Consider the following 24125-nt stretch of genomic DNA (forward strand, 5'->3'; position numbering starts at 1 on the left):
TTGTGGCGTGACTGTTCTTGCCATCCGCATCATGGGAGACCCGGTTCTGCACGCACGCGCGGACGAGGTGGGTGAGGTCACGGACGAGATCCGGACGCTGGTCGCGGACATGTTCGAGACCATGGACATCGCTCCCGGAGTGGGCCTGGCCGCCCCGCAGGTCGGCGTCGCCCTGCGCATCTACACCTACTCGTATGTCGACGACGACGAGCAGCCGTGGCGCGGCGCGATCCTGAACCCGGTGCTCTGGATGACCCCGCCCGAGCCCGGCTCCCCCGATCCCGACCTCGAGTCGGAGGGATGCCTGTCGTTCCCCGGCGAGCGGTTCCCGCTGCGTCGCTCCGACCGTGTCCTGGTCACCGGGACCGACCTCGAGGGCGAACCCGTGCGCATCGAGGTGGACGGCTGGCGTGCTCGCATCATGCAGCACGAGTTCGACCACCTGGACGGCATCCTCTACGTCGACCGGCTCTCGGACGGCGACTGGAAGACGGCGCAGAAGATCGCCCGCAAACGCGGGTGGGGCCGCCCCGGCAAGAGCTGGATGCCCGGCGTCGACGACCTCGAGGGCTGAACCCCCTGAGAACGCCGCGGCCCCGCTCCGAGACGGGACCGCTGAGGGCGCCGTCAGACCGCGGCGTCGGCCGCCGCACGCAGCGCGGCGACGTCGATGCGGTTCATGCCTTGCAGCGCCGCGCCGGCAGCTGCCGCACGGCGCGGATCCGGGTCGGTGAGCAGTTCGACGAGCGCCTGCGGCACGACCTGCCAGGAGAGCCCGAAGCGATCCTTCAGCCAACCACAGCGGCTCTCCTCGCCGCCGTTCGAGACGAGTTCGTCCCAGTAGCGGTCGACCTCGGCCTGATCGGCGCAGTCGATCACGAATGACACCGCCTCGGTGAACGGGAACTGCGGCCCGCCGTTGAGTCCGAGGAACGTCTGCCCGTCCAGCTCGAACGAGACGGTCAGGACCGGCCCGCCGTCACCCATGCGGCTGACATCGGTGATGCGTGAGTCCGGAAAGACCGACACGTAGTACTCCGCCGCGTCGAGGGCCTGTCCGTCGAACCAGAGGTTGGGGGTGATGCGAGGCATTCGATTCCTTCCATAGGGCCGCCCGTTCGGCGGCTTCATATGTGAGTCGGAGCCGGTTCGCCGTCCTCGACATCGGCGCGAAGATCACTTGAGAATTATCCGGCGCGCGGGGTCGGATCGGAAAGAAGAAGGCCCGGCCTCTGAAGAGGCCGGGCCTGTGGCTCCCCCGGATGGACTCGAACCATCAACCTGCCGATTAACAGTCGGCTGCTCTGCCAATTGAGCTACAGGGGATCATCTCTGGCGTGCCACCCGCGGGCGGGCAACTCGACAAGCTTAGCAAACTCCGGAGGTGCTCAAGAACACGACGAGCGCCCCGGGCGTGCCGCGCTCAGCGCTGCGAATCGGCCTCGGCGTTCGGCGCCCAGATCATGTTCCTGCCTACCCCGCGGGCGACGACGTGGCCGCCGCGCAGCATGAGCGAGGCGGCGTTCAGTTCCCTGATGAAGGCCGCGTCGTTGGTGACCATCAGCGCGGCCATCGCTCGCTCCTGGCGGCGCCGCGTGATGGCGTCGAAGACGACATGGCGCACCTCCGGGTCGAGGTTGGCCAGAGGTTCGTCCGCGATGAGCACGCGGGGCTCCATCACCAGCGCTCGCGCGATCGCCACGCGCTGACGCATCCCCGCGCTGAGCTCGTAGGGGAACTTGTTCGCGGCTCCCAGCGGCAGATGCAGTTCGTCGAGCAGGGTGGCCACGCGGATCGCGAGCGCCCTGCTGTTGACCTTGCGCTCGCGGAGCGTGATCGGCTCGCTGATGATCTCACCCGCGGTGAGACGCGGCGGCAGGTCCCCTCCTGCGCCCTGACCGACGAAGCCGGTGAGCGCGCCCAGCATCCGCTTCTTCCGCCCGCCTCGGCGCGCGTCGATGCCGCACACCTGCGCGCGACCGCCGACGATCCGCACCGACGGATCCTCACGACCTGCGAGCGCCACCACCAGGGTCGACTTCCCCGATCCGGTGGGTCCCGCGACGCAGAGCAGCTCACCGGGAGGAAGGGTGAAGGTCACACCGTCGACCGCTCTGGTCGCGCCTCCGTGCCCGACCCTGTCGATGACCAGGTCGGAGCAGTCGATCGCGGCGTCACTGGTGTTGCGGGGCATCTCCCCATCCTGCCCGACGCACCGGCGCTCCGCGCCTACGACTCGGAGAAGCGCTGTCTCTCGGCGTCCAGATCTCGCAGCCGCACCCGCAGCGCCCTGCCGCCGTCGGACTCCGCGGGCACGCGCTGCACCGCCCCGAGCAGCTCGTTCTTCTCCTGCTCGATGCTACGGATGATCAGGCGACGCGCGAGATCGGTGGTGGATGCCACGGCTCCCTGCTCGTCACGCGCAGGGAACGAGGTCATCAGGAGTTCCCCGCCAAGGGAGCGGTAGGGCTCCCGCACGGCGTTCACCGCTTCGACGGACCAGTTGGGGCGCGTCCAGTCGGCGACCGCGACGGCCTCGCGCACGGCCTCCAGAGCCGGATGACGGAACGGATGCTGCAGCCCTCGGCGCAGCATGTCGGTGTCAGCCTGGTGGCCGTACTGGAGCGCGCCGATGAGCGTGTCCCGCTCCAGCGCCACTTCGGCGCTGCGCGGCAGGCTCGCCAGAGTGACGATCGACATCGCGGGTGCCCCGGAGTCCGGCTCCGCCGGCATGGAAGGCGCCCCGGGCTGCGGGGAGGTCTCGCGCCGCTGCGTCCCCTGTCCGCCGCTGTGCGGCGCTCTGCGCACCTCGGCGTGCACGGCGGTCGGGTCCATGCCCAGCCGTCGCGCCAGCACGCGCTCGTAGCCGGGCCGGAGCAGCTCGTCGCGGATCTCGGCGACGATCGGGGCGGCGGCGCGCAGCGCGCCCACCTGCCCTTCGACGGTGGAGAGGTCGAAGCCCGACAGCTTGCGGTCGATCGCGAATTCGAACATCGGCACCTTCGTGTCGATGAGGCCGCGTACCGCGGCATCCCCCCGCTGCAGGCGCAGCTCGCAGGGGTCGAGCCCGTCGGGCGCGACCGCGACGAAGGTCTGCGCGGTGAACCGGGAGTCCTCCGAGAAGGCTCGCAGCGCGGCCTTCTGACCCGCCTCGTCGCCGTCGAACGTGAAGACCACCTCGCCCGATCCCGAGACATCGCCCATCACGCGGCGCAGCACCTTGATGTGCTCGGCGCCGAACGCGGTGCCGCAGGTGGCGATCGCGGTGGTGACGCCGGCGAGGTGGCAGGCCATCACATCGGTGTACCCCTCGACCACGACGACGCGGCGGGGGTCGCCGCGGGCGATGTCGCGCTTGGCGAGGTCGAGCCCGTACAGCACCTGCGCCTTCTTGTAGATCGGGGTCTCAGGCGTGTTCAGGTACTTCGGACCCTTGTCGTCGTCGAAGAGCCTGCGCGCGCCGAAGCCGATCGTCTGCCCTGTGACGTCGCGGATCGGCCACACCAGCCGTCCGCGGAAGCGGTCGTACACCCCGCGCTGGCCGGTGGAGACCAGACCGGCGTTGCTGAGCTCTTCGCGGGTGAAGCCCTGAGCGGTCAACGCCTTCAGCATGCCGTCCCAGCCCCGGGGGGCGAAGCCGACGCCGAAGTGCGCGGCAGCACCGGCGTCGAAGCCGCGCTGGCCGAGGAACGCCCTGGCGACCTCGGCCTCGGGGCTCAGCAGCTGCGAGCGGAAGAACTCCGCCGCGGCGGTGTTCGCCGCGTACAGCCTGCTTCGCCCGCTGGTCTCGGGGGCCGCCCCGCCGTCCTCGTAGTGCAGCGAGTAGCCGATGCGCCCCGCGAGTCGCTCGACGGCCTCGGTGAAGCTGACGTGGTCCATCTCGCGCAGGAACGAGTACACGTCGCCGGACGCCCCGCATCCGAAGCAGTGGTAGAAGCCGACCTGCGGCCGCACGTGGAAACTCGGGCTCTTCTCGTCGTGGAACGGGCACAGCCCCTTCAGCGATCCGACCCCCGCTGATTTCAGGGCGACCCGCTCCCCCACGATGTCGGCGATGTTGGTGCGCGACTTGACCTCGTCGATGTCGGCCTGCAGGATGCGCGGCATCAGCGCGCCCCCTCGGCTGTCGTCGCCGCGGCGATCCGCGCGCGGGCGCCGGGCCGGGCGTGACGAGGCGACCAGATGCCGACCTCGGCGGGATCGATGTCGCCGACCAGACGGTTGTGCCAGTCCACCGCGGTCTGATCGGTCAGGCTCGCGATCTGGTCGACCACGACCCTGGCGCGCTGATAGTCGGTCTCGGCGTCGTGGAAGTCGGCGGCGAACGCCGGCTCGAGCACATCGGCGCCGGCCGTCCAGAGCGCGTCGGTCGACCACAGGGCGTCGGCGAGCCGCTTCAGCACGCGGCGCTGCTCCTTGTACACGCCGCGGCGCGCGTCGATCGTGACGATCGCCTGGCCCATGATGCCCTTCAGCACGGCGATCTCGGCCTCGACCACGCGCGGCACGACGACATGCGCGTTGTACCGCGCGAGCGAAGGACCTCCGTACTCCGCACGCGTCGCCGACACGGATGCCCGTGCGAAGCGCCCGATCATGTCGCTGGTGAGGTTCTTCAGCCGGGCGAGGTCGCGGCGCGAGCGGTCGAAGGACTTCAGCCACATCGGCTGGGAGTTCAGCCGGTACAGCGCATCGGCGAGCTCGTCGCGGGTGAAGTCGTAGCCGACCCACTGCTGGATGCGGCTGACGAGTGCGTGGTGCTCGACCGGGTCCGAGAGCTGCGCGACGTCGAGGTACCCGTTGACGATCGCGTCCTCGAAATCGTGCACCGAGTACGCGATGTCGTCGGAGAGATCCATGATCTCGGCCTCGATGCAGCGCAGCCGCCCCGGGGCTCCCTCGCGCATCCAGCGGAACACGGCCTCGTCGTCGGGATAGACGCCGAATTTCAGCCGGCCGCCCGGATCCGGGACGGGGCTGTCGACCGTCCAGGGGTACTTGCAGGTCGCATCGAGGCTGGCGCGGGTGAGATTGAGTCCCACGGACCTGTCGCCGTCATCGAGCACTTTGGCCTCGAGGCGGGTGAGGATGCGCAGCGACTGCGCATTGCCCTCGAAGCCGCCGATGTTCTCGGCCCACTCGTTCAGAGCGCGCTCGCCGTTGTGCCCGAAGGGCGGATGCCCGAGGTCGTGACTCAGGCAGGCGGTGTCGACCACGTCGGCCGAGACGCCGAGGGCGACCGCGAGCTCGCGGCCGACCTGGGCGACTTCGAGCGAGTGCGTCAGGCGGTTGCGGGCGAAGTCAGCCGTACTCGCCGGGCTGAGCACCTGCGTCTTCGCCGCCAGGCGGCGCAGGGCTGCCGAGTGCAGCACGCGGGCGCGGTCGCGCGCGAAGTCGTCGCGCTCGGAGCGGTGGGTCTCGGCGAAGAAGCGCTCCGCGTCATGCGCGTCGTAGCCGTCCCCGAACCCGGCCGCTGAGCCTGCCTGCGGGTCAGCCGCCACTGTTCTCGATCTCCGCTCCTCGCATCATCTCGCCGGTGTCGGACCCGATCTCGCGCGAGTCCAGCCAGCCATCCGGCAGTGCCGTGCGCTTCGGGGAGCCGGCCCGTCCGCGCTGTCCCTCGGCACCGGCTCCGGGGTAGGGGGCGTCACCGAGCGTGCCGAGCAGGTCGTCGATCTCCTGCAGTGTGGACGCACGTGCGAGGGCCGCGCGCAGCTCGCCGCCGACGGGATAGCCCTTGAAGTACCAGGCGACGTGCTTGCGGATGTCCTTGCATCCGCGGTCCTCGTCCTCGAAGAACTCGACCAGCAGCTCCGCGTGCCGGCGGAAGGCCGCGGCGACGAACTGCAGCGTCGCGTCGACGTGCACGCCCTCGCCGCCGAAGGCGGATGCCAGTTCGCCGAACAGCCACGGACGTCCGAGGCATCCGCGTCCGACGACCACGCCGTCGGCGCCGGTCTCGGCCATCATCCGCACCGCGTCGTCGGCCGACCAGATGTCGCCGTTGCCCAGCACGGGGATGCTGGTGACGGCCTGCTTGAGCTCGCCGATCGCCGCCCAGTCCGCGTGACCCGAGTAGTACTCGCCGGCGGTGCGCGCGTGCAGCGCGACGGCCGCGGCCCCGGCGTCCTCCGCCGCGCGACCCGCGTCGATGAACGTGAGGTGGTTCTTGTCGATGCCCTTGCGCATCTTGACCGTCAGCGGCACGTCGCCGGCCGCCTTGACGGCGCGGTCGACGATGTCGGCGAACAGGGTGGTCTTCCAGGGCAGCGCCGCTCCCCCGCCCTTGCGGGTGACTTTGGGCACGGGGCAGCCGAAGTTCAGGTCGATGTGGTCGGCCCGGTCCTCGGCGACGATGATGCGGACGGCCTCGGCGATGGTCGCCGGGTCGACACCGTAGAGCTGGATCGAGCGCGGAGTCTCCGACTCGTGATGCTGGATGAGGCGCATCGTGATGGCGTTGCGCTCCACGAGCGCCCGCGAGGTGATCATCTCGCTGACGTAGAGACCGGCGCCGTACTCGCGGCAGAGCCGGCGGAAGGCGGTGTTGGTGATCCCGGCCATGGGTGCGAGGACCACAGGCACGTCGAGCTCGATCGGGCCGATGCGGAGGGCGCTGGCGGGGGCGGTGACAACAGACATATCCCCTCCATTCTCCCAGAATCCGGCGCTGCTCGGCGGCACCGAACATAGGCTGGGGATATGACCGACCTCCCCCTCCGCCAGATCCCGTTCGCCGACGCCGCAGGTGCCGAGAAGACGCTGGACGACTACGGAGCCGATGTCGTGCTGGTGGTCAACGTCGCCTCCAAGTGCGGGCTCACCCCGCAGTACGAGCAGCTCGAGCAGCTGCAGCGCGCCTACGAGTCCCGTGGTTTCACCGTGCTCGGATTCCCCTGCAACCAGTTCTTCGGTCAGGAACCGGGCTCGATGGATCAGATCCTGGACTTCTGCTCGACCACCTACGGAGTCACGTTCCCGGTGAACGACAAGGTGAAGGTCAACGGCCGCAGCGCCACCGACCTCTACAAGGCTCTCAAGCAGACCTCGGATGCCGACGGCAAGGCCGGCCGCGTGGAGTGGAACTTCGAGAAGTTCCTGGTCTCGTCGGACGGCTCGGTGCAGCGGTTCCGCCCGAAGCAGAAGCCGGACTCCCCCGAGATCGTCTCGGCGATCGAGGGTGCGCTGGCCGCCGCCGGCCGCTGAACGGAAAGCGTTCACCTGCCGGTCGATCGCCCGCCATCTTCGTCTCCTAGCTTCTCCGCGGCGGCAACCCGCCCGCGACGAAGAGGAGACCTGGAATGCCAGAACGACTGCCGATGAGCCGGCGCACCGTACTCACCGCAGGAGCGATCGGGGCCGTCAGCGCCGCCCTTCCGCTCGGGGCCGCGAACGCGCAGACGACGGGAACATCGGCGCCCGGGAAGCCGGCGGCGACGGCCCCGCGACTGCGGTTCCACGAGGACCGGACGTTCAAGGTCATCCAGTTCAACGACACGCAGGACGATGAGCGGACCGACCGGCGCACGGTCGAACTGATGGAGAAGGTCCTCGATCAGGAGAAGCCCGACTTCGTCGTGATCAACGGCGACGTGATCTCCTCCGGCTGCGAGACCCGTCTCGCGGTGAAGCAGGCGATCAACAACGTCGTGCAGCCGATGGAATCCCGCCGCATCCCATGGGCGGTCACCTACGGCAACCACGACGAGGACTCGCTGCCCGCGTCGGGCGTCGACGAGGCGGGGATGCTCGAGTTCTACCGCTCCTACGACTACAACCTGAACGCCGAGAACGCCCGCGGCCTCACCGGGACGAGCAATACGATCGTGTCGATCGCATCGGCGGCGAAGAAGAACCGCGAGGCCTTCGCCCTGTGGCTGCTCGACTCGGGTCGCTACGCACCGGAGAACATCGCCGGTCAGGACTTCACCGGCTACCCGGACTGGGACTGGCTCCGGATGGACCAGGTCTCCTGGTACCGCGAGCAGTCCCAGCGCCTCGAGCAGCGCAGCGGCCGCAAGATCCCCGGGCTGATGTTCATCCACATCGCGCTCTGGGAGCACCGCTTCATGTGGTGGGGCGGCGTCGACACCCGCACTCCCGCGGACGCCGCACGAGGCAAGGCGCGCCACCGCATCACGGGCGAGCGCAACGAGGACGAGTGCCCCGGGCCGTTCAACTCCGGCATGTACAACGCGATCCTCGAGCGCGGTGACGTGAAGGGGGTCTTCGTCGGACACGACCACATCAACGACTACTACGGCGACTACTACGGCGTGCTGCTCGGCTACGCGCCGGGCACCGGCTTCGGCGCCTACGGCCTGAACGGCGCGGAGCGCAACCGCATGCGAGGCGGCCGGGTGTTCGAGCTCACCGAGAACGGCGACGACGTGTCGATCCAGACCAGGGTCGTCTACGCGCGCGACCTCGGCATCGACCTGACCGCGAACGACCAGCCGATGCAGCCTCTGCCGCTGGGACCGAAGCAGCAGAGCATCTGATCACCCTTCTGACGAGAGAGGCCCGGTCCAGGGACCGGGCCTCTCTCAGGTCTGCGCTCAGCCGGCGAGCTCTTCCTCGGAATCGGCACCGCGCTGCGCCCACACGTCGCGAATGACGTTCTGGAACGCCTCGGCCGGCTGTGCGCCGCTGACGCCGTACTTGCCGTCGATCACGAAGAACGGCACGCCGTTGATGCCGTACGCGCGCGCCTGCGCCTGGTCGGCGCGCACAGCATCGAGGTACTGCGAGGACTGCAGGACCTCGGCCGTCTCGGCGGCATCCAGGCCGACCTCGGCGGCCAGTGCCACGAGGTCGTCGATGCGGCCGACGTGCCTGCCCTCGGTGAAGTATGCGGACATCAGCCGCTCCTCCATCTCGTGCTGCAGCCCCTTGGCCTTGGCGTGGTGCAGCAGCTCGTGCGCCTTCACCGTGTTGGTGTGCTGCAGCTTGTCGAAGTTGTACTCCAGACCGGCCTGCGCGGCCACGTTCGTCACGTGCGAGAGCATCTGCTCGACCTGCTCCCTGGGCATGCCCTTGTGTCCGGCGAGGAAGTCGATCTCGTCGCCGTCGAAGTCGACCGGGGTGTCGGGTGAGAGCTCGAAGGAGTGGAAGGTGATCCGCACCTCGGGGGCGTCCTCGTCGGACGCGGTCGCCGCCAGGCCCGCCTCGAGGTTGCGCTTGCCGATGTAGCACCACGGGCAGGCGATGTCGGACCAGATGTCGATGGAGATGGGTTCGCTCACAACATCATTCAACCGGATGGATGCCCGTCCTATTCCGCGGGGGCGTTCACCGCCCCGCCGAACCGGCGGTCGCGGTCGAGGTAGACACCGATCGCCCGCCAGAGCTCCTCGCGGGAGAAGTCGGGCCAGAGCGTGTCGAGGAAGACCATCTCGGCGTAGGCGGACTGCCAGAGCAGGAAGTTCGAGGTGCGCTGCTCCCCCGAACTGCGCAGGAACAGGTCGACGTCGGGGATGTCCGGCACGTAGAGGTGGCGTCCGATCGCCTTCTCGGTGATCGCGCTGGGCTTCATCCGCCCTGCCTTCACGTCCTCGGCGATCGCGCGCATCGCGTCCACCAGCTCGATGCGTCCGCCGTAATTGACGCACATCGTCAGGGTGAGCACGTCGTTGCCGCGGGTGAGCTGCTCGGCGTACTGCAGCTCCTTGATGACCGAGCCCCACAGACGCGGCTTGCGGCCGGCCCAGCGCACCCGCACGCCCCACTCGTTGAGCTGGTCGCGCCGGCGGTGCAGCACGTCGCGGTTGTAGCCCATCAGGAAGCGCACCTCCTCCGGGGAGCGCGCCCAGTTCTCCGTCGAGAAGGCGTACACCGAAAGGTGCTTCACGCCGGCCTGGATGGCCCCGGCGACGACGTCGAGCAGCACCTCCTCGCCGGCCTTGTGCCCCTCGATGCGGTTCAGGCCGCGGCGGTTCGCCCAACGTCCGTTGCCGTCCATGACGATCGCGACGTGATTCGGCACCGCGGGGAACGCGGGAGGATGAACGCCGGTCCAGTCCAGCGGCCGGTACGGGACGGCGTCCTTGTGCGTGTACGGCTTCGGGGTCACCGCATTCCTTCCGAGAGGTGCTCGAGCGAGCGGATGCCACGCTCGAGGTGGTACTGGGCGTAGGCCGCCACCGTGCCGGATGCGGCGGCGGTGTCTGCCGGCGACGCAGCATCCACCAGCTCCCAGTCGCCGACGAGCAGAGCCCGCAGCAGTGCGAGCGCGGATGCCGCAATGCGCGGGCTTCCGGCCGGCGCGCAGTCCCCACACACCAGCCCGCCCAGCTGTGCGACAAAGGCCGTGTGCGGGCCGGGGGCGCCGCAGCGCGCGCAGTCGTCCAGAGAGGGCGCCCAGCCCGACAGCGCCATCACGCGCAGCAGGTAGGAATCCAGGATGCTGCGCGCCGCGTGCTCGCCGCGGGAGAGCGCGCGCAGCCCGCCCACCAGCAGCAGGTACTGCTCGGGGGTCGATTCCGCCTCGTTCAGCCTGTCGGCGGTCTCGACCATGGCGTTCGCGGCGGTGAACCGGTCGTAGTGCGCGGCGATGTCCGAACCGTACGAGCCCAGTGACTCGGCCTGCTGCACGATGTCGAGGGTGCGGCCCTGGTAGAGCTGCACGTCGGCGACCATGAACGGCTCCAGCCTGGCGCCGAACTTGGAGGACGTGCGCCGCACGCCCTTGGCGACCGCGCGGATCTTCCCGTGCCGTCGGGACAGCATGGTGAGGATGCGGTCCGCCTCGCCGAGCTTGTGGGTGCGCAGGACCACCGCTTCGTCTCGGTAGGTCGGCATTGTTCGATTATCCCCCGCGCCGGGGACAATGGACGTGTGACCGAACCGCTCTTCACCATCCCGCTCTGGGCCGATCTGCTCGGCGTCGGACTCGGCGGCATCCAGGGTGCGATGTTCGCCTCGGGATTCCAGGGACAGCGCCGCCTCGACTGGCTGGGGGTCGCGATCATCGGCATCATGATCGGCATGGGCGGCGGTCTCATCCGCGACCTGCTGCTCGGCCAGCCGCCCGCCACGCTGCAGAGCAACTGGTACCTGATCACGGCCGCCGGCGCGGCGCTGGTGGGGATGCTGCTGGCCGGGGTGTTCAACCGCCTGAACGCCGTGATCGTCGGCCTCGACGCCGTGGTCATCGGCATGTTCGGCGCCTTCGGCACCAGCAAGGCGATTGCGTTCGGCATCCCGCCCGTGCCCGCCGTCTTCATCGGCGCCTGCGCGGCCGTCGGCGGCGGCGTGCTGCGCGACATGCTGATGGGGCTGCCGGTCGCGATCATGCACGTCGGCTCGCTCTACGCCGTCGCGGCCGCCGCCGGCTGCACGTTCATCGTCGTCGCGCACGGACTGGGTATGAACATCACGCTCGCCGCCGTGCTCGGCATCGTGGTGACCGCCGTGATCCGCGTGCTGGCCGTCATCTTCGATCTCTCGCTGCCGGAGCAGCGGCGGCTGTACCGCCGCAAGGTCGCGGCCGAGACCGGGATGATCCCGATCATCAAGCCCTGAACAGGACGTCGCCCCGGGGCCGGCGTGGTGTGGCACGGTCCCGGGGCGCAGTCGCAGTCACGCGGCCGGTTGCGCCGCGGACGGACCTCCGTGCACGGGTGACGGCACGGAGGTGGATCGGTTGCCGGGTCAGACCCCGGCGAGCTCGCTCCGGCGCGTGCGCACCGAGCGGTTCACGCAGGACACGATGGCCTTGAGCGAGGCGGTCGAGATGTCGCCGTCGATGCCGACGCCCCACAGCCGCTGGTCGTCGACCTGCAGCTCGACATAGGCCGCAGCCTGCGCGTCGCCGCCGGTGGAGAGAGTGTGCTCGACGTAGTCGTAGAGCGTGATCTCCACGCCGCGCTCGCGCAGCACCTCGATGAACGCGGCGATCGGGCCGTTGCCCCGGCCCACGGCCTCGTCGCGCGCCTCACCGTCGCGCAGCACGACGTCGAGGACGACCTCGCCGGACATGTCGCTGCGGGTCTGGGTGCCGAGCAGCTCGAAGCGGCCCCACTTCTGTGCGGCGTCGTCGGCGGGCAGGTACTCGTCGTTGAAGATCTTCCAGATCTGGTCGCTGGTGACCTCACCGCCCTCCGCGTCGGTCTTGGCCTGCACGACGCCGGAGAACTCGATCTGCAGCTTGCGCGGCAGGTCGAGGGCGTGGTCGGTCTTCAGCAGGTAGGCGACGCCGCCCTTGCCGGACTGCGAGTTGACGCGGATGACGGCCTCGTAGGAGCGGCCGAGGTCCTTCGGGTCGACGGGCAGGTAGGGCACGCCCCACTCGATGTCGTCCACCGAGACGCCCTGTTCCTCGGCCTTCGCCGCCATGGCCTCGAAGCCCTTCTTGATCGCGTCCTGGTGCGAGCCGCTGAATGCGGTGAAGACGAGGTCGCCGGCCCACGGACTGCGCTCCGGGACGGGGAGCTGGTTGCAGTACTCGACCGTGCGCTTGACCTGGTCGACGTCGCTGAAGTCGATCTGCGGGTCGATGCCCTGCGTGAACAGGTTGATGCCCAGCGCCACCAGGTCGACGTTGCCGGTGCGCTCGCCGTTGCCGAACAGGCATCCCTCGATGCGGTCGGCACCGGCCATGTAGCCCAGTTCGGCGGCGGCGATCGCGGTGCCGCGGTCGTTGTGCGGGTGCAGCGAGAGGATGACGTTCTCGCGGTGCGCCAGGTGGCGGTTCATCCACTCGATCGAATCGGCGTAGACGTTCGGCGTGGCCATCTCGACGGTGGCCGGCAGGTTGATGATCACCTTGCGGTCGGGCGTGGGCTCGAGCACCTCGATCACGGCGTTGCACACCTCGACGGCGTACTCCAGTTCGGTGCCGGTGTAGCTCTCCGGCGAGTACTCGTAGTAGACCTCGGTGTCAGGGATGCGCTTCTCGAACTCACGGCACAGGCGTGCGCCCTCCAGGGCGATCTGCTTCACGCCCTCGCGGTCCGAGCGGAACACGACCTCGCGCTGCAGCACGCTGGTGGAGTTGTAGAAGTGCACGATGGCCTGCTTGGCCCCGGCGATGGCCTCGTAGGTGCGCTCGATCAGGTGCTCACGGCACTGGGTCAGCACCTGGATGGTGACGTCGTCGGGGATCAGGTTCTCTTCGATCAACTGGCGGACGAAGTCGAAGTCGGTCTGGCTAGCCGACGGGAACCCGACCTCGATCTCCTTGTAGCCCATGCCGACGAGCAGCTCGAACATGACGCGCTTGCGCTCGGGCGACATCGGGTCGATGAGCGCCTGGTTGCCGTCGCGCAGGTCGACGGCGCACCAGCGCGGCGCCTCGGTGATGCGCTTGCCGGGCCAGGTGCGGTCGGGCAGGTCGACGCGGATCTGCTCGTGGAAGGGCCGGTACTTGTGGACCGGCATCGCGGAGGGCTTCTGGTTGTTCTTCATGATCGGTGCTGTTTCTCTTCGTCAGGAAAGTAGTCAGGCCAACACAAGCGCCGCGACGAGAGAGGCCCGATAGTCAGGACTCGTCGCGGCAGCTAAGAAGAAGCAGACCGCCCAGAGGCATGGCTCAATGCTAACACCCGACTTGGCACAATGCTCACGGCACGAGCGCGAGCTTGCCTCCGGGGTGTCGCTCTGCGAGGAGCCGAAGCGCCTCCGGCGCTTGGGCGAGCGGGTACTCACGAGCCATCGGGACGACGAGTTCGCCGCGCTCAGCGGCCTCGACGAGTTCGATGCGCACCGCATCGCGGTACCGCGCCGTCTCGGGCTGCGAACCCGAACTCGCCTGGAAGCCGTGTTCGGCGGCGGCCGCAGGCGCGACGATCGTCACGATCCGACGTCGGTCGCTCACCAGGGCGAGCGATGCGTCGATCGCCTCATCGGTGCCCGCGGCGTCGAGCGCAGCATCGATCGCCTCGACACCGGCATCCGCCATCGCCGCACCGATGCGATACAGCAGCCCGTCGCCGTACTCGACCGGGGTGCCGCCGAAGCGCCGCACCTCGCCTGCGCGCCGCGCGCTCGCCGTCCCGATGACCCGGATGCCGCGCTGCGCAGCCTGCTGCAGCACGCTGACGCCGACTGCACCCGAGGCCGCATGAAGCAGCAGGGTCTCGCCGGGCCGTGCGTCCACGGCGTGCAGCATGGCCGACGCCGTGGAGCCCGCCAGCAGTAGGTTGGCGGCCTCCGCGTGTGTCAGCGGCGCGGGCTTGCGCAGCACCTTCTGCGCCGGCACGGTGACCTCGGTGGCGTAGCCGCCGTTGATGCGGAAGGCGATCACCTCGTCCCCGATCCCGATCCGCCCGGTGACGATCTCGGTGTCCGGGCCCACCGCCGTGATGACGCCGGACACCTCGTAGCCGATCGGCGCGGGCAGGTTCACGCCCGGGCGGGCGACCGCGAGGTGCTTCGCATCGGCCGGGTTCACGCCGGCCGCGCGCACCTCGATCGTCACTTCGCCGTGGCCGGGAGCCGGCGGATCGTACTCCTCGAAACGCCAGCGTTCGGGGCTCCCCCACTCGGTTGCGATCCAGTGCCATGCCATTCCTCCACGCTAGCGCCGCTGCGGATAGCGTGGAGGGATGCGCCTGCGCTCCGCTCTCCGCTCCGTCCTGATCGCCGGGTTCTTCGCCGTCCTCACTGTGGCCGTGCTGCCGGCATCCGTCGCGCGAGCAGACGTCGACGACTTCTCGTACTCCACGTGGGATTCGCAGTACCAGATCGGCCTCGATGACGAGGGTCGCGCGCTGATGCACGTCACGGAGACCGTGGTGGCGGAGTTCCCCCAGACCGATCAGAACCGCGGCATCGTGCGCGGATTGGCGGAGGTGTACGGCAGCGCGCCGCTGTATCCCCGAGTGATCTCGGTGACCGATGGCGAGGGCCATGACGTGCCCTACGAGACGGAGTCCGACGACGACGTGCTGTTCGTCTCGATCGACGACGACACATACAAGCACGGCTCGACCACCTACGTCATCGAGTACACGATGCGCGACGTGTTCCACACGCCGGATGACGCGGAGATCGACGAGTTCTACTGGGATCTGCTGCCACTGGACTCCACGCAGGACATCGCGCGGTTCACCGGCAGCATCCGGTTCGACGATGCGCTGACCGGTGCGACGGCCGGCCTGCCCAGCTGCTACCAGGGTGGCTACGGCGCGAAGGCCACCTGCGATCTCGTCGAACAGGCCGGCGTCTACACCGTGACCGCGACGGACCTGGGCGCGGGTGAGGGCGTGACCGTCGCCTTCCCGTTCGAACCCGGCACCGTGACGCCGTCGCCCGCCCTGCAACCCGATCCCCTGACCGATGTCATCCCCTACGGTCTCGCGGGCGGCGGACTGCTGCTCGGCGGAGCGGGACTCCTGTCGGTCGGCCTGATGAAGCGACGGCACCGAGGGCAGGGCGACGGGATCGTCGTCGCGCAGTACGAAGTGCCGGCGGACCTCCCGCCGCTGTTGGCGGCCCTGCTCGAGGGCAGCAAGGCGAAGGCGATCCCTGCCGAGATCGTGCACCTCGGCGTGCACGGCGCGCTGCGCATCGAGGACGGGAAGAAGAAGCCGAGGCTCACGTTCCTCGCCGGCGAGAACGTCGGCGATCCACTGGATTCCGCGACGCTGCGCGGCCTCTTCCCCGACCGTGAGCCCGGCGATCAGGTCGACCTCGGCACCCCGGACACCGATCTCGCCCGGCGCCTCTCCAACCTGCCGAAGACCGCGGCGACCGCGGCATCCGACCGCGGGCTCACCGAGTCGCGGCGATCGGCAGGAGGGCTGGTGCTCGGGATCCTCGGGGTCGTGGCCGGACTCATCGCCGTCGGACTAGCGATCCCCGGGCTGGCGGTGCAGCGACCAGCGGCGATCGTCGCCTTCGTCATCAGCGTTCTGCTCCTCGCCGCGACGATCGTCCTCGCCGTTCTGCTGATGCTGAAGAAGACTGTTCTCACGCCGAAGGGCGCCGAGACCCGCGAGCTGCTGCTCGGCGCGCGCGAGTACATCCGTCTCGCCGAGGCGGATCGCATCCGGATGCTGCAGTCGTACACGGGCGCTGAGCGGCGCAGCGACGGCGAGGTCGACATCATCGTGCTCTACGAACGACTGCTCCCCTACGCGATGCTGTTCGGACTCGAGAAGGAATGGGCCGAGGTGCTCGAGGTGCAGTACGAGCGCGCCGGCAGCGCGCCGGGCTGGTACGCCGGGTACACGATGGGCTCGTTCGGATCGTCGCTGTCGACCATGGGCGCTACCCTGCACGCGACGCCGGTCGCGACGTCGTCCTCCTCCTCGAGCGGCTCATTCGGCGGCGGGTTCTCCGGCGGCGGCGGAGGCGGCGGGTTCTCCGGCGGGCGGTGACCGCCTCTTGCGCGAATCGGCACCGCGGGACACTGTGGACGGATGCACCTCACGCAGATCGCTCAGCACGCCGACGACCTCGACCGAGCCGCGCGCTTCTACACGGACCTGCTCGACGCACGGCCCACGGGACGCTTCGACCCGCCGGGCCTCGTGTTCTACGACCTGGACGGCACGCGTCTGCTGCTGGAACGAGGGGCGCCGGCCGCTCTCATCTATCTCGCGGTGACGAACATCCACGACAGGGTCGACCGGCTCCGCGCCACCGGCGTGACGATCGAGACCGAGCCTCACGTCATCTTCGAACACGAGGACGACACTCTCGGTCCGGCCGGGACCCAGGAATGGCAGGCATTCATCCGCGACAGCGAGGGCAATCTCGTCGGCCTTGTCGAGCATGTTGTGCCGAGCGACTAGCCGAGGGCACCGCTTGAGCCGCTGCGCGGCGCGCTCGGCGCCAGCAGCCCGAGCACGACGTACAGAAGAGCACCGGTGAAGAGCGCCAGGCCGATCACGAGGACCAGGCGTCCCCAGCGGCGACGCGCGCCGACCAGACCGAGGGCGGCGAGTACGAGCCCCAGTGCGCCGGGGTAGTACGGCCCGAACACCGACCCGAAAAGGCCCGCCGCCGTCCCGAGGACCGCGCCGACGGCCAGCACAGTCCGGCGCCACCACCGTTCCGGGTCACGCCCGTTCCCCGCACCCATGATTCATGGTCGCATCAGATGGGACCTGACGCACGCCCTTCGTCTCGCTGCGCTCGCTCAGGACCCGGGGAGGTGACGAAGGGCGCCGAAGATCGGAAGGAGCGTCAGAACCCGAGCCGGCCGAGCTGCTTGGGATCGCGCTGCCACTCCTTGGCTACCTTCACATGCAGCTTCAGGAACACCCGAGTGCCGAGCAGCGGCTCGATCTGTGCGCGCGCAGTGGCGCCGACATCGCGCAGGCGCGAGCCCTTGCGGCCGATGATGATCGCCTTCTGGCTGTCGCGCTCGACGACGATCGAGGCGAACACGTCGGTGAGGTCGCTGTCCTCGCGCGGCGCGATGTCGTCGATGACGACGGCGATGGAGTGCGGCAGCTCGTCGCGCACGCCCTCCAGCGCCGCCTCACGGATGATCTCGGCGACCCGGTCCTCGAGCGACTCGTCGGTGACGACGCCGTCCTCGTAGAGCGCGGGGCCGGTGGGCATCAGCGCGAGCACCTCGTCGGCGAGCACGTCGAGCTGGTCGTTCGCGACCGAGGACAGCGGGATGACGGCCGCCCAGTCCTCACGCAGCGAGTCCACCTCGATGAGGCGCTCGGTGATCTCGTCGCGTTCCGCGGCATCCGTCTTGGTGACGATCGCGATCTTCTTCGCGCGGGGGTAGCCGTCGAGCGACGCCGCGATACGGCGGTCGCCGGGGCCGACCTTCTCGGTCGCCGGCACGCAGAAGCCGATCACGTCGACGTCGCCGAGCACCTGCTCGACGAGGTCGTTGAGCCGTTCACCGAGAAGCGTGCGCGGCTTGTGGATGCCGGGGGTGTCGACGATCACGAGCTGCCCGCCGGGCCGGTTCACGATGCCGCGGATCGCGCGCCGCGTGGTCTGCGGCTTCTCACTGGTGATCGCGATCTTCTCGCCCACCAGGGCGTTCGTCAGCGTGGACTTGCCCACGTTCGGACGCCCCACGAACGTGACGAATCCGCTGTGCTTGTCTTCACTCATCTTCCGACTCCTCCTCCGGCGCCCGTTCCACGAACACCGTAGCGATACCTCTTCCGCGACCGCGCGATGCGCCCCCGGTGAGCACCAGTCCGTCGACGACGGCCGTGGCTCCTGGTTGCGGCACCTGGCCGAGGGCCTTGCCGAGCAGGCCGCCGATCGAGTCGACGTCCTCGTCCTCGAGCTCCAGGTCGAACAGGTCGCCGACGTCCTCCAGCGACAGTCGCGAATTCACCCGGTAGCGACCGTCGCCGAGTTCGACGACCTCTGCCGGACCCCGGTCGTACTCGTCGGCGATCTCACCGACCAGCTCCTCGATGAGGTCCTCCAGCGTGACCAGACCCGAGATGCCGCCGTGCTCGTCGATCACCAGGCACACGTGCACGGCGTCGCGCTTCATCTGCTGCAGCAGCGTCTCCGCCCGCATCGACTCCGGCACGAACGTCGCCGGCCGTGCGATCGGGCGCACCGGCGCGCCGCGCCAGGCGCTCTCGTCCCGGTAGGCGAACTGCACCAGGTCCTTCAGGTACAGCACGCCCACCACGTCGTCGGCGTCGTCGTCGACCACCGGCATCCGCGAGACGCCCTTGGACAGGAACAGGTCCATCGCCTCGGTCGTCGTCGCCGTGGCATCCACCGCCACCATCTCGGTGCGCGGCACCATCACGGCCCGCACGAACTGGTCGGTGAAGTCGAACACCGAGTGGATGAGGTCGCGGTCGTCCTCTTCGATGAGGTCGTTGGACGCGGCCTCGTCGACCATGCTGAGCAGCTGCTCCTCGGACGCGAACGTGCTGCGTCCGCCACCGGGCGTCACCCGGCGACCGAGTGCCACCAGTCCTTGCGCGAGCGGGCCGAGCACGACGCGCACCCCGTGCACGACCGGTGCCCAGATCCGCAGCAGTCCGTCGGCGTGGTGGCGCCCGAACGAACGCGGGCTCGCCCCGACCAGCACGAACGTGATGCCCGTCATCAGCACCGCGGCGGCGAGCATCGCCCACCAGTCGTTCGGCAGCGTCTGCACGAGGGCGACCGTCACGAGCACGGCGGCCGTGGTCTCGGACAGCACACGCATGAACGCGACGGAGTTCACGTGCGCATCGGGGTCTTCAGCGATCTTCGCCAAGGCCGGTGCGTTGCGCCCCGCCTCGGCCATCTCCTCGAGGTCACTGCGCGAACTCACCGAAAACGCCGCGTCGACCGCCGCCATCAGGCCGCCGAAGGCGACCAGGAGCACGGCCGCGGCGATCAGGATCACTGCGATCATCGTCGTCGTTCGGATGCCGCGAACCCGCGGATCAGCTCCTTCTGCAGCCCGAACATCTCACGCTCCTCGTCGGGCTCGGCGTGATCGAACCCGAGCAGGTGCAGCAGACCGTGCGTGGTGAGCAGGATCAGCTCATCCATCAGCGTGTGGCCCGCTGTCGCCGCCTGCGATTCCGCCACCTGCGGGCAGAGCACGATGTCTCCGAGCAGTCCGGGCGGCGTCGGGTGGTCCTCGCTGCCGGGGCGCAGCTCGTCCATCGGGAAGCTCAGCACATCGGTGGGGCCCGGCTCGTCCATCCACTGCACGTGCAGCGACTCCATCGCGCCCTCGTCCACGAGGACGATGGCGACCTCGGCATCCGGGCTGACGTGCAGCTGCGCGAGGTTGAACTCGGTGAGCCGCTGCAGCACCGTCTCGTCGATGGAGACGGCGGACTCGTTGTTGATCTCGATCATGAAAGGCCCTGTCTCCTCACGAAACGCCGCGCTTCGGCATCCGGTCTCTCGGCCCCGGCCGCATCCCCGAGCGCCGGTCGGCGCGGTTCGCGAACTCGTGCGCCTGCTCGCGCTCCGCCCTGGCGGCGGTGCGCTGCTCGTCGTACTCGCTGTACGCATCGACGATCCGCCCCACCAGCGTGTGCCGCACGACGTCGTCGCTGGTCAGCCGGGAGAAGTGGATGTCGTCGATGTCCTTCAGCACCCGCGTCACCAGACGGAGGCCCGACGCGCCCTGCGGCAGGTCGACCTGAGTGATGTCGCCGGTGACCACCATCTTCGTGCCGAAGCCGAGACGGGTCAGGAACATCTTCATCTGCTCGGGCGTGGTGTTCTGCGCCTCGTCGAGCACGACGAAGGAGTCGTTCAACGTCCTTCCGCGCATATACGCCAGCGGGGCGACCTCGATCGTGCCGCTGGCCATCAGCCGGGGCACGATCTCGGGGTCCATCATCTCGTTCAGGGCGTCGTACAGCGGACGCAGGTACGGATCGATCTTGTCGGTCAACGTGCCCGGCAGGAAGCCCAGCCGCTCCCCCGCCTCGACGGCCGGACGCGTCAGGATGATGCGCTCGACCTCCTTGCGCTGCAGCGCCTGCACGGCCTTCGCCATCGCGAGGTAGGTCTTACCGGTACCCGCGGGCCCGATGCCGAAGACGATCGTGTTCTCCTCGATCGCGTCGACATACTCCTTCTGTCCGAGGGTCTTCGGCCGGATGACGCGGCCACGGGTGGACAGGATCGCCTCGCCGAGCACCTCGCTGGGGCGCGGCCCGTCGTCCTGGCGCAGGATGCGTGCGGAGCTCTCGACATCGCTCGGGGCGAGGTCGTGACCGGCGCGCGTCATCGTGATCAGCTCGTCGGTGAGGGCCTTCGCCGCGCCGACGTCGGCAGCGGAGCCGCTGAGAGTGATCTCGTTGCCGCGCACGAGCACCTGGACCGCCGGATGCTGCTTCTCGAGCATGCGCAGCAGTCGGTCCTGCGGACCGAGCAGCTGCACCATGGCGATGCCGTCCACCGAGATCACCTCGGTGCGTTCGGGGGTGGGGTCAGAAGCCAACGAGCCTGTCCTCCGGGAGATTGCCGAGCACGTGCGCGTGCACGTGGAACACGGACTGCGCGGCGCTCGCGCCGTTGTTGAAGATCAGCCGGTACTCGCCGTTGGCATGCTCGACGGCGAGCTCCTTCGCGACCTGCACGAGTTCCGCCAGCAGACCGGGGTCGCCGGCGGCGAGCTCGGTGACGTCGCGGTACTGCTCGGTCTTGGGGATCACGAGGGCGTGCAGCGGCGCCTGCGGGTTGATGTCGCGGATCGCGAAGACCCGGTCGGTCTCGGCGAGGATCTCGCCGGGGATCTCTCCGCCGAGGATGCGGGTGAAGATCGAGGGTTCCGTCATGGAGTCCAGTCTAGTGAGAGGGTTTCACCAGCGGCCGAGGATGCCCGAGAGCAGCGCGATTGCGGCAGGACCGGCGGTCGAGGTGCGCAGCACGGTGTCGCCGAGGCGCACGCGCTCGGCGCCGGCCTCGGTAAGCCGGTCCAGTTCCTCGGCGGAGATCCCGCCCTCGGGGCCGACGACGAGAAGGAGGTCGCGTTCGTCGGCGCGGATGCTGCTGAGCGCGGTCTGCGCGGTGGGGTCGAGCACCAGCATCCTGGCATCCGCAGCTCGCTTGGCGAGCTGACCGGTGGACTCGACGGAGGACACCTCGGGAACCCATGGCCGGTGCGCCTGCTTGGCGGCCTCGCGGACGATCGTCGCCCATCGCTCCCTGCCCTTCGCGGCCTTCGGCCCCTCCCAGCGGGAGATGCTGCGCGACGCCTGCCAGGGCACGATCTCGTCGACTCCCAGTTCGCAGGCGGCCTGCACGGCGAGCTCGTCCCTGTCGCCCTTCGCGAGGGCCTGCGCGAGCACGATCCGCACCTCGGGCAGCGGGTGCTCCCGACGTGCGGTGATCCGCACGGCGACCTCTGTCGCCGAGACATCCTCGACGACGCCCTCGAGCCACACGCCTGCGCCGTCGCCGATCGTGACGGACTCGCCGACGCGCACCCTGCGCACGACAGCCGCATGCTTGGCCTCGGCGCCGGTGAGCAGCACGCGCTCACCCTCATGGGCGGTGGTGCCCGCCTGCGTGACGAAGTGAAGGGCCATGGTCAGTGCGAGCGGAACCGGTCGCGGAGCTTCGAGAACAGCCCCTGCTGGAACTGCGCGAGCTTCGGCGCGGGCGCCTTGTTCTTCTTCGCGAAGTCCTGGATCAGCTTGCGCTGCGCGGAATCGAGCTTCGTCGGGGTCACGACCTGCACGCCGACACGCAGGTCGCCGCGCTGGCTGCCGCGCAGCGGCGTGATGCCGCGACCTCCGATCGTGAGCACGTCGCCGGACTGCAGTCCCTGCCGGATCTCGAGGTCGACCGTTCCGTCGAGTCCCTCGATCGTCGTCGTGGTGCCGAGGATCGCATCGGTCATCGACACCTCGAGCGTGGCGAGCAGATCGTCACCGTCGCGGCTGAACACCGGATGCGGAGCCACGGTGACCTCGACGTACAGGTCGCCGTTCGGACCGCCGGCGCGTCCGACCTCGCCGGAGCCCGGGAGCTGAAGACGCAAGCCGGTCTCGACGCCGGCCGGGATGTCCAGCGACACCGTGCGACGCGAGCGCACCCGGCCCTGGCCTGCGCAGGCGCCGCAGGGGTACGGGATGGTGGTGCCGTAACCCTCGCAGGTGCCGCAGGGCTGGGTGGTGACGACGTTGCCGAGCAGGCTGCGCACCTGGCGCTGCACGTGGCCGCTGCCGCCGCAGACGTCGCAGGTGACGGGCGAGGTGCCCTCCTGGCAGCACGAGCCGTTGCAGGTCTCGCACAGCACGGCGGTGTCCACCTCGATGTCGCGGTGGGCGCCGAAGACGACGTCGCCGAGGTCGAGGTTCACGCGCACGAGGGCGTCCTGCCCGCGCTCCCGGCGCGAACGCGGCCGTGCCGAGCGGGCGCCGCCCGCCCCGCCGAAGAACGTCTCGAAGATGTCGCCGAACCCGCCGAATCCTCCGCCGAACCCGCCGTTCTCGTCGCCGCCCATGTCGTAGCGGCGACGCGAGTCCTCGTCGCTCAGCACGTCATACGCGTGCGTGACGAGCTTGAACCGCTCCGCGGCATCCTCCCCCGGGTTCACGTCCGGGTGCAGCTGGCGCGCCAGCTTGCGATAGGCCTTCTTGATCTCGTCCTGCGTGGCGTCCCGGGACACCCCGAGAACCTCGTAATGGTCGGCCACAGTCACCTTCCTGAGTGTGTGTGCGTTCGTGGGCGCGCCGCGTCAGCGGCGCGTCTCGTCCTCTTCGAGCATCCGCGACAGGTAACGGGCCACGGCCCGCGCCGCCGCGAGGTTGCTCGGATAGTCCATGCGGGTCGGACCCATCACGCCGAGGCGCGCGGTGCCGCCCTGGGCGATGTAGTCGCTGGCGACGATCGAGGCCTCGCCCAGCCCGAAGGGCGCGTTCTCGGTGCCGATGCTGGCCGCCAGGCCGTGCTCGTCCGGCACCATCTCGCTCATCAGCCGCAGGAGTGTCACCTGCTCCTCGATCGCCTCGAGGAGCGGATGGATACTGCCGCGGAAGTCCTGTTCGCGACGCGCGAGCGTCGCCGCCCCCGCCATCACGAGCTTCTCCTGGCGGAACTCCTCGAGCTCCTCGCCGATCACCACGGCCAGTGCGGTGAGCGCCGGGTCGGGACGTGCCTCGGACGGGACGCGCAGCAGCGCCACGCGCTCCGAGGCATCCGAGACCGCGCGCCCGGTGATGAGCGCGGAGAGCCGGGCACGGAGCACGGCCACATCGGCCTCGTCGACGTCGACCGGCAGCACGGCGATGCGCTGCGAGACGCCGCCCGCATCCGTCACCAGCACGACGAGCAGACGGTTCGGTCCGAGGCCGACCAGCTCGAGGTGCGTGATGCTGGCACGGGCGAAGGACGGGTACTGCGCGAGCGCGACCTGTCCGGTGAGCTGCGTGAGCACGCGCACGGTGCGGGCCATGAGGTCGTCGAGGTCGGCGGGATCGGCCAGGAAGGTCTCGATCGCCGAGCGCTGCGCGGTGCTCAGGGGGCGCACCTGCGCGAGGTGGTTCACGAAGACGCGGTAGCCCTTGTCCGTGGGCACCCGGCCCGACGAGGTGTGCGGGGCCGCGATGAGCTCCTCATCCTCGAGAAGCGCCATGTCGTTGCGGATCGTCGCAGCCGAGACGCCGAACGCGTGCCGCTCGACGATCGACTTGCTGCCGACGGGTTCCTGCGTCTCGACATAGTCCTGCACGATCGCACGGAGCACCTGAAGCCCTCGTTCCGAGACCATG

At 69.4% G+C, this 24125-nt stretch carries 25 protein-coding genes and 1 tRNA gene; 6 read left to right on the forward strand and 20 right to left on the reverse strand.

Annotation, left to right across the window (positions count from 1 at the left end; translation table 11 throughout):
- The first annotated feature begins 7 nt into the window (after positions 1-7).
- Positions 8-574 (forward strand): peptide deformylase, encoded by a 567-nt coding sequence (gene def, locus DY023_RS13480; protein WP_116242858.1) that lies wholly within the window; start codon positions 8-10, stop codon positions 572-574.
- 53 nt (positions 575-627) lie between these two features.
- Here the strand turns inward: def and DY023_RS13485 are convergent, their stop codons facing one another.
- The 6 genes from DY023_RS13485 to dusB form a co-directional block, all read right to left on the reverse strand.
- Positions 628-1092, reverse strand: coding sequence for a VOC family protein (locus tag DY023_RS13485; RefSeq protein ID WP_116242859.1), 465 nt, complete (start codon positions 1090-1092; stop codon positions 628-630).
- Between the two features lie 158 nt (positions 1093-1250).
- Positions 1251-1326: transfer RNA gene (locus DY023_RS13490), tRNA-Asn, on the reverse strand.
- A gap of 97 nt (positions 1327-1423) precedes the next feature.
- Entirely contained in the window at positions 1424-2194 is a 771-nt protein-coding gene (locus DY023_RS13495) for an ATP-binding cassette domain-containing protein (RefSeq protein ID WP_116242860.1), read from the reverse strand.
- Between the two features lie 35 nt (positions 2195-2229).
- Complete coding sequence (gene dnaG, locus DY023_RS13500) at positions 2230-4107, reverse strand: DNA primase (protein WP_116242861.1); 1878 nt, start codon at positions 4105-4107, stop codon at positions 2230-2232.
- On the reverse strand, positions 4107-5501 hold the full coding sequence (locus DY023_RS13505; protein WP_116242862.1) for a deoxyguanosinetriphosphate triphosphohydrolase: 1395 nt from the start codon (positions 5499-5501) through the stop codon (positions 4107-4109). The genes dnaG and DY023_RS13505 overlap by 1 nt, the downstream gene beginning before the upstream one ends.
- Positions 5491-6642, reverse strand: coding sequence for a tRNA dihydrouridine synthase DusB (gene dusB, locus DY023_RS13510; protein ID WP_116242863.1), 1152 nt, complete (start codon positions 6640-6642; stop codon positions 5491-5493). The genes DY023_RS13505 and dusB overlap by 11 nt, the downstream gene beginning before the upstream one ends.
- 60 nt (positions 6643-6702) lie before the next feature.
- Here dusB and DY023_RS13515 point away from each other — a divergent pair, with 60 nt between their 5' ends.
- Together DY023_RS13515 and DY023_RS13520 are read left to right on the forward strand one after the other, a co-directional pair.
- Positions 6703-7206 carry a glutathione peroxidase gene (locus tag DY023_RS13515; protein ID WP_116242864.1) on the forward strand — a complete coding sequence of 168 codons (504 nt, stop codon included), beginning with the start codon at positions 6703-6705 and terminating at the stop codon, positions 7204-7206.
- 95 nt (positions 7207-7301) lie between these two features.
- Positions 7302-8501: a metallophosphoesterase family protein gene (locus DY023_RS13520; RefSeq protein ID WP_116242865.1), complete on the forward strand. Its 1200-nt coding sequence runs from the start codon at positions 7302-7304 to the stop codon at positions 8499-8501.
- A 57-nt stretch (positions 8502-8558) separates the two neighbouring features.
- Here the strand turns inward: DY023_RS13520 and DY023_RS13525 are convergent, their stop codons facing one another.
- From DY023_RS13525 to recO, 3 genes are read right to left on the reverse strand one after another with little or no spacing between them, the layout of a single operon-like run.
- Positions 8559-9245: a DsbA family oxidoreductase gene (locus tag DY023_RS13525; protein ID WP_116242866.1), complete on the reverse strand. Its 687-nt coding sequence runs from the start codon at positions 9243-9245 to the stop codon at positions 8559-8561.
- Between the two features lie 29 nt (positions 9246-9274).
- Positions 9275-10072, reverse strand: a complete 798-nt coding sequence (locus DY023_RS13530) for an isoprenyl transferase (RefSeq protein WP_116242867.1) — start codon at positions 10070-10072, stop codon at positions 9275-9277.
- Positions 10069-10800 (reverse strand): DNA repair protein RecO, encoded by a 732-nt coding sequence (gene recO, locus DY023_RS13535; protein WP_116242868.1) that lies wholly within the window; start codon positions 10798-10800, stop codon positions 10069-10071. The genes DY023_RS13530 and recO overlap by 4 nt, the downstream gene beginning before the upstream one ends.
- Positions 10801-10836: 36 nt before the next feature.
- Here recO and DY023_RS13540 point away from each other — a divergent pair, with 36 nt between their 5' ends.
- Complete coding sequence (locus DY023_RS13540) at positions 10837-11523, forward strand: trimeric intracellular cation channel family protein (protein ID WP_116242869.1); 687 nt, start codon at positions 10837-10839, stop codon at positions 11521-11523.
- Positions 11524-11652: 129 nt separating this feature from the next.
- On the opposite strand, the gene leuA is transcribed toward DY023_RS13540, so the two are convergent.
- On the reverse strand, positions 11653-13407 hold the full coding sequence (gene leuA / locus DY023_RS13545) for a 2-isopropylmalate synthase (protein ID WP_116242870.1): 1755 nt from the start codon (positions 13405-13407) through the stop codon (positions 11653-11655).
- A 154-nt stretch (positions 13408-13561) separates the two neighbouring features.
- Complete coding sequence (locus DY023_RS13550; protein ID WP_116242871.1) at positions 13562-14509, reverse strand: NADP-dependent oxidoreductase; 948 nt, start codon at positions 14507-14509, stop codon at positions 13562-13564.
- A 37-nt stretch (positions 14510-14546) separates the two neighbouring features.
- Here DY023_RS13550 and DY023_RS13555 point away from each other — a divergent pair, with 37 nt between their 5' ends.
- Both DY023_RS13555 and DY023_RS13560 read left to right on the forward strand, forming a co-directional pair.
- Positions 14547-16322, forward strand: coding sequence for a DUF2207 family protein (locus DY023_RS13555; protein ID WP_116242872.1), 1776 nt, complete (start codon positions 14547-14549; stop codon positions 16320-16322).
- A gap of 42 nt (positions 16323-16364) precedes the next feature.
- Entirely contained in the window at positions 16365-16739 is a 375-nt protein-coding gene (locus DY023_RS13560; protein WP_116242873.1) for a VOC family protein, read from the forward strand.
- On the opposite strand, the gene DY023_RS13565 is transcribed toward DY023_RS13560, so the two are convergent.
- The 9 genes from DY023_RS13565 to hrcA all read right to left on the reverse strand — a co-directional run bounded on the left by DY023_RS13565 (position 16736) and on the right by hrcA (position 24124).
- A complete protein-coding gene (locus tag DY023_RS13565; RefSeq protein WP_147303306.1) occupies positions 16736-17029 on the reverse strand; it encodes a hypothetical protein in 294 nt (97 codons plus the stop codon). The two genes, DY023_RS13560 and DY023_RS13565, sit on opposite strands and share 4 nt — an antisense overlap.
- A gap of 104 nt (positions 17030-17133) precedes the next feature.
- A complete protein-coding gene (era, locus tag DY023_RS13570) occupies positions 17134-18030 on the reverse strand; it encodes a GTPase Era (protein WP_116242875.1) in 897 nt (298 codons plus the stop codon).
- Positions 18023-19294 carry a hemolysin family protein gene (locus tag DY023_RS13575; protein ID WP_116242876.1) on the reverse strand — a complete coding sequence of 424 codons (1272 nt, stop codon included), beginning with the start codon at positions 19292-19294 and terminating at the stop codon, positions 18023-18025. Before DY023_RS13575 ends, era begins: the two co-directional genes overlap by 8 nt.
- Positions 19291-19749 carry an rRNA maturation RNase YbeY gene (ybeY, locus tag DY023_RS13580; RefSeq protein WP_116242877.1) on the reverse strand — a complete coding sequence of 153 codons (459 nt, stop codon included), beginning with the start codon at positions 19747-19749 and terminating at the stop codon, positions 19291-19293. Before ybeY ends, DY023_RS13575 begins: the two co-directional genes overlap by 4 nt.
- 16 nt (positions 19750-19765) lie before the next feature.
- On the reverse strand, positions 19766-20791 hold the full coding sequence (locus DY023_RS13585) for a PhoH family protein (RefSeq protein ID WP_116243098.1): 1026 nt from the start codon (positions 20789-20791) through the stop codon (positions 19766-19768).
- A 46-nt stretch (positions 20792-20837) separates the two neighbouring features.
- Positions 20838-21185 carry an HIT domain-containing protein gene (locus DY023_RS13590; RefSeq protein WP_116242878.1) on the reverse strand — a complete coding sequence of 116 codons (348 nt, stop codon included), beginning with the start codon at positions 21183-21185 and terminating at the stop codon, positions 20838-20840.
- A 24-nt stretch (positions 21186-21209) separates the two neighbouring features.
- The gene (locus tag DY023_RS13595) at positions 21210-21938 is read right to left on the reverse strand and encodes a 16S rRNA (uracil(1498)-N(3))-methyltransferase (protein ID WP_116242879.1); all 729 of its coding nucleotides are present in this window, start codon (positions 21936-21938) and stop codon (positions 21210-21212) included.
- Positions 21939-21940: 2 nt separating this feature from the next.
- Positions 21941-23050: a molecular chaperone DnaJ gene (dnaJ, locus tag DY023_RS13600; protein ID WP_116242880.1), complete on the reverse strand. Its 1110-nt coding sequence runs from the start codon at positions 23048-23050 to the stop codon at positions 21941-21943.
- A gap of 42 nt (positions 23051-23092) precedes the next feature.
- A complete protein-coding gene (gene hrcA / locus DY023_RS13605; RefSeq protein ID WP_116242881.1) occupies positions 23093-24124 on the reverse strand; it encodes a heat-inducible transcriptional repressor HrcA in 1032 nt (343 codons plus the stop codon).
- Position 24125: the final 1 nt, after the last annotated feature.

It is taken from the genome of Microbacterium bovistercoris (assembly GCF_003387575.1).
GTDB lineage: Bacteria > Actinomycetota > Actinomycetes > Actinomycetales > Microbacteriaceae > Microbacterium > Microbacterium bovistercoris.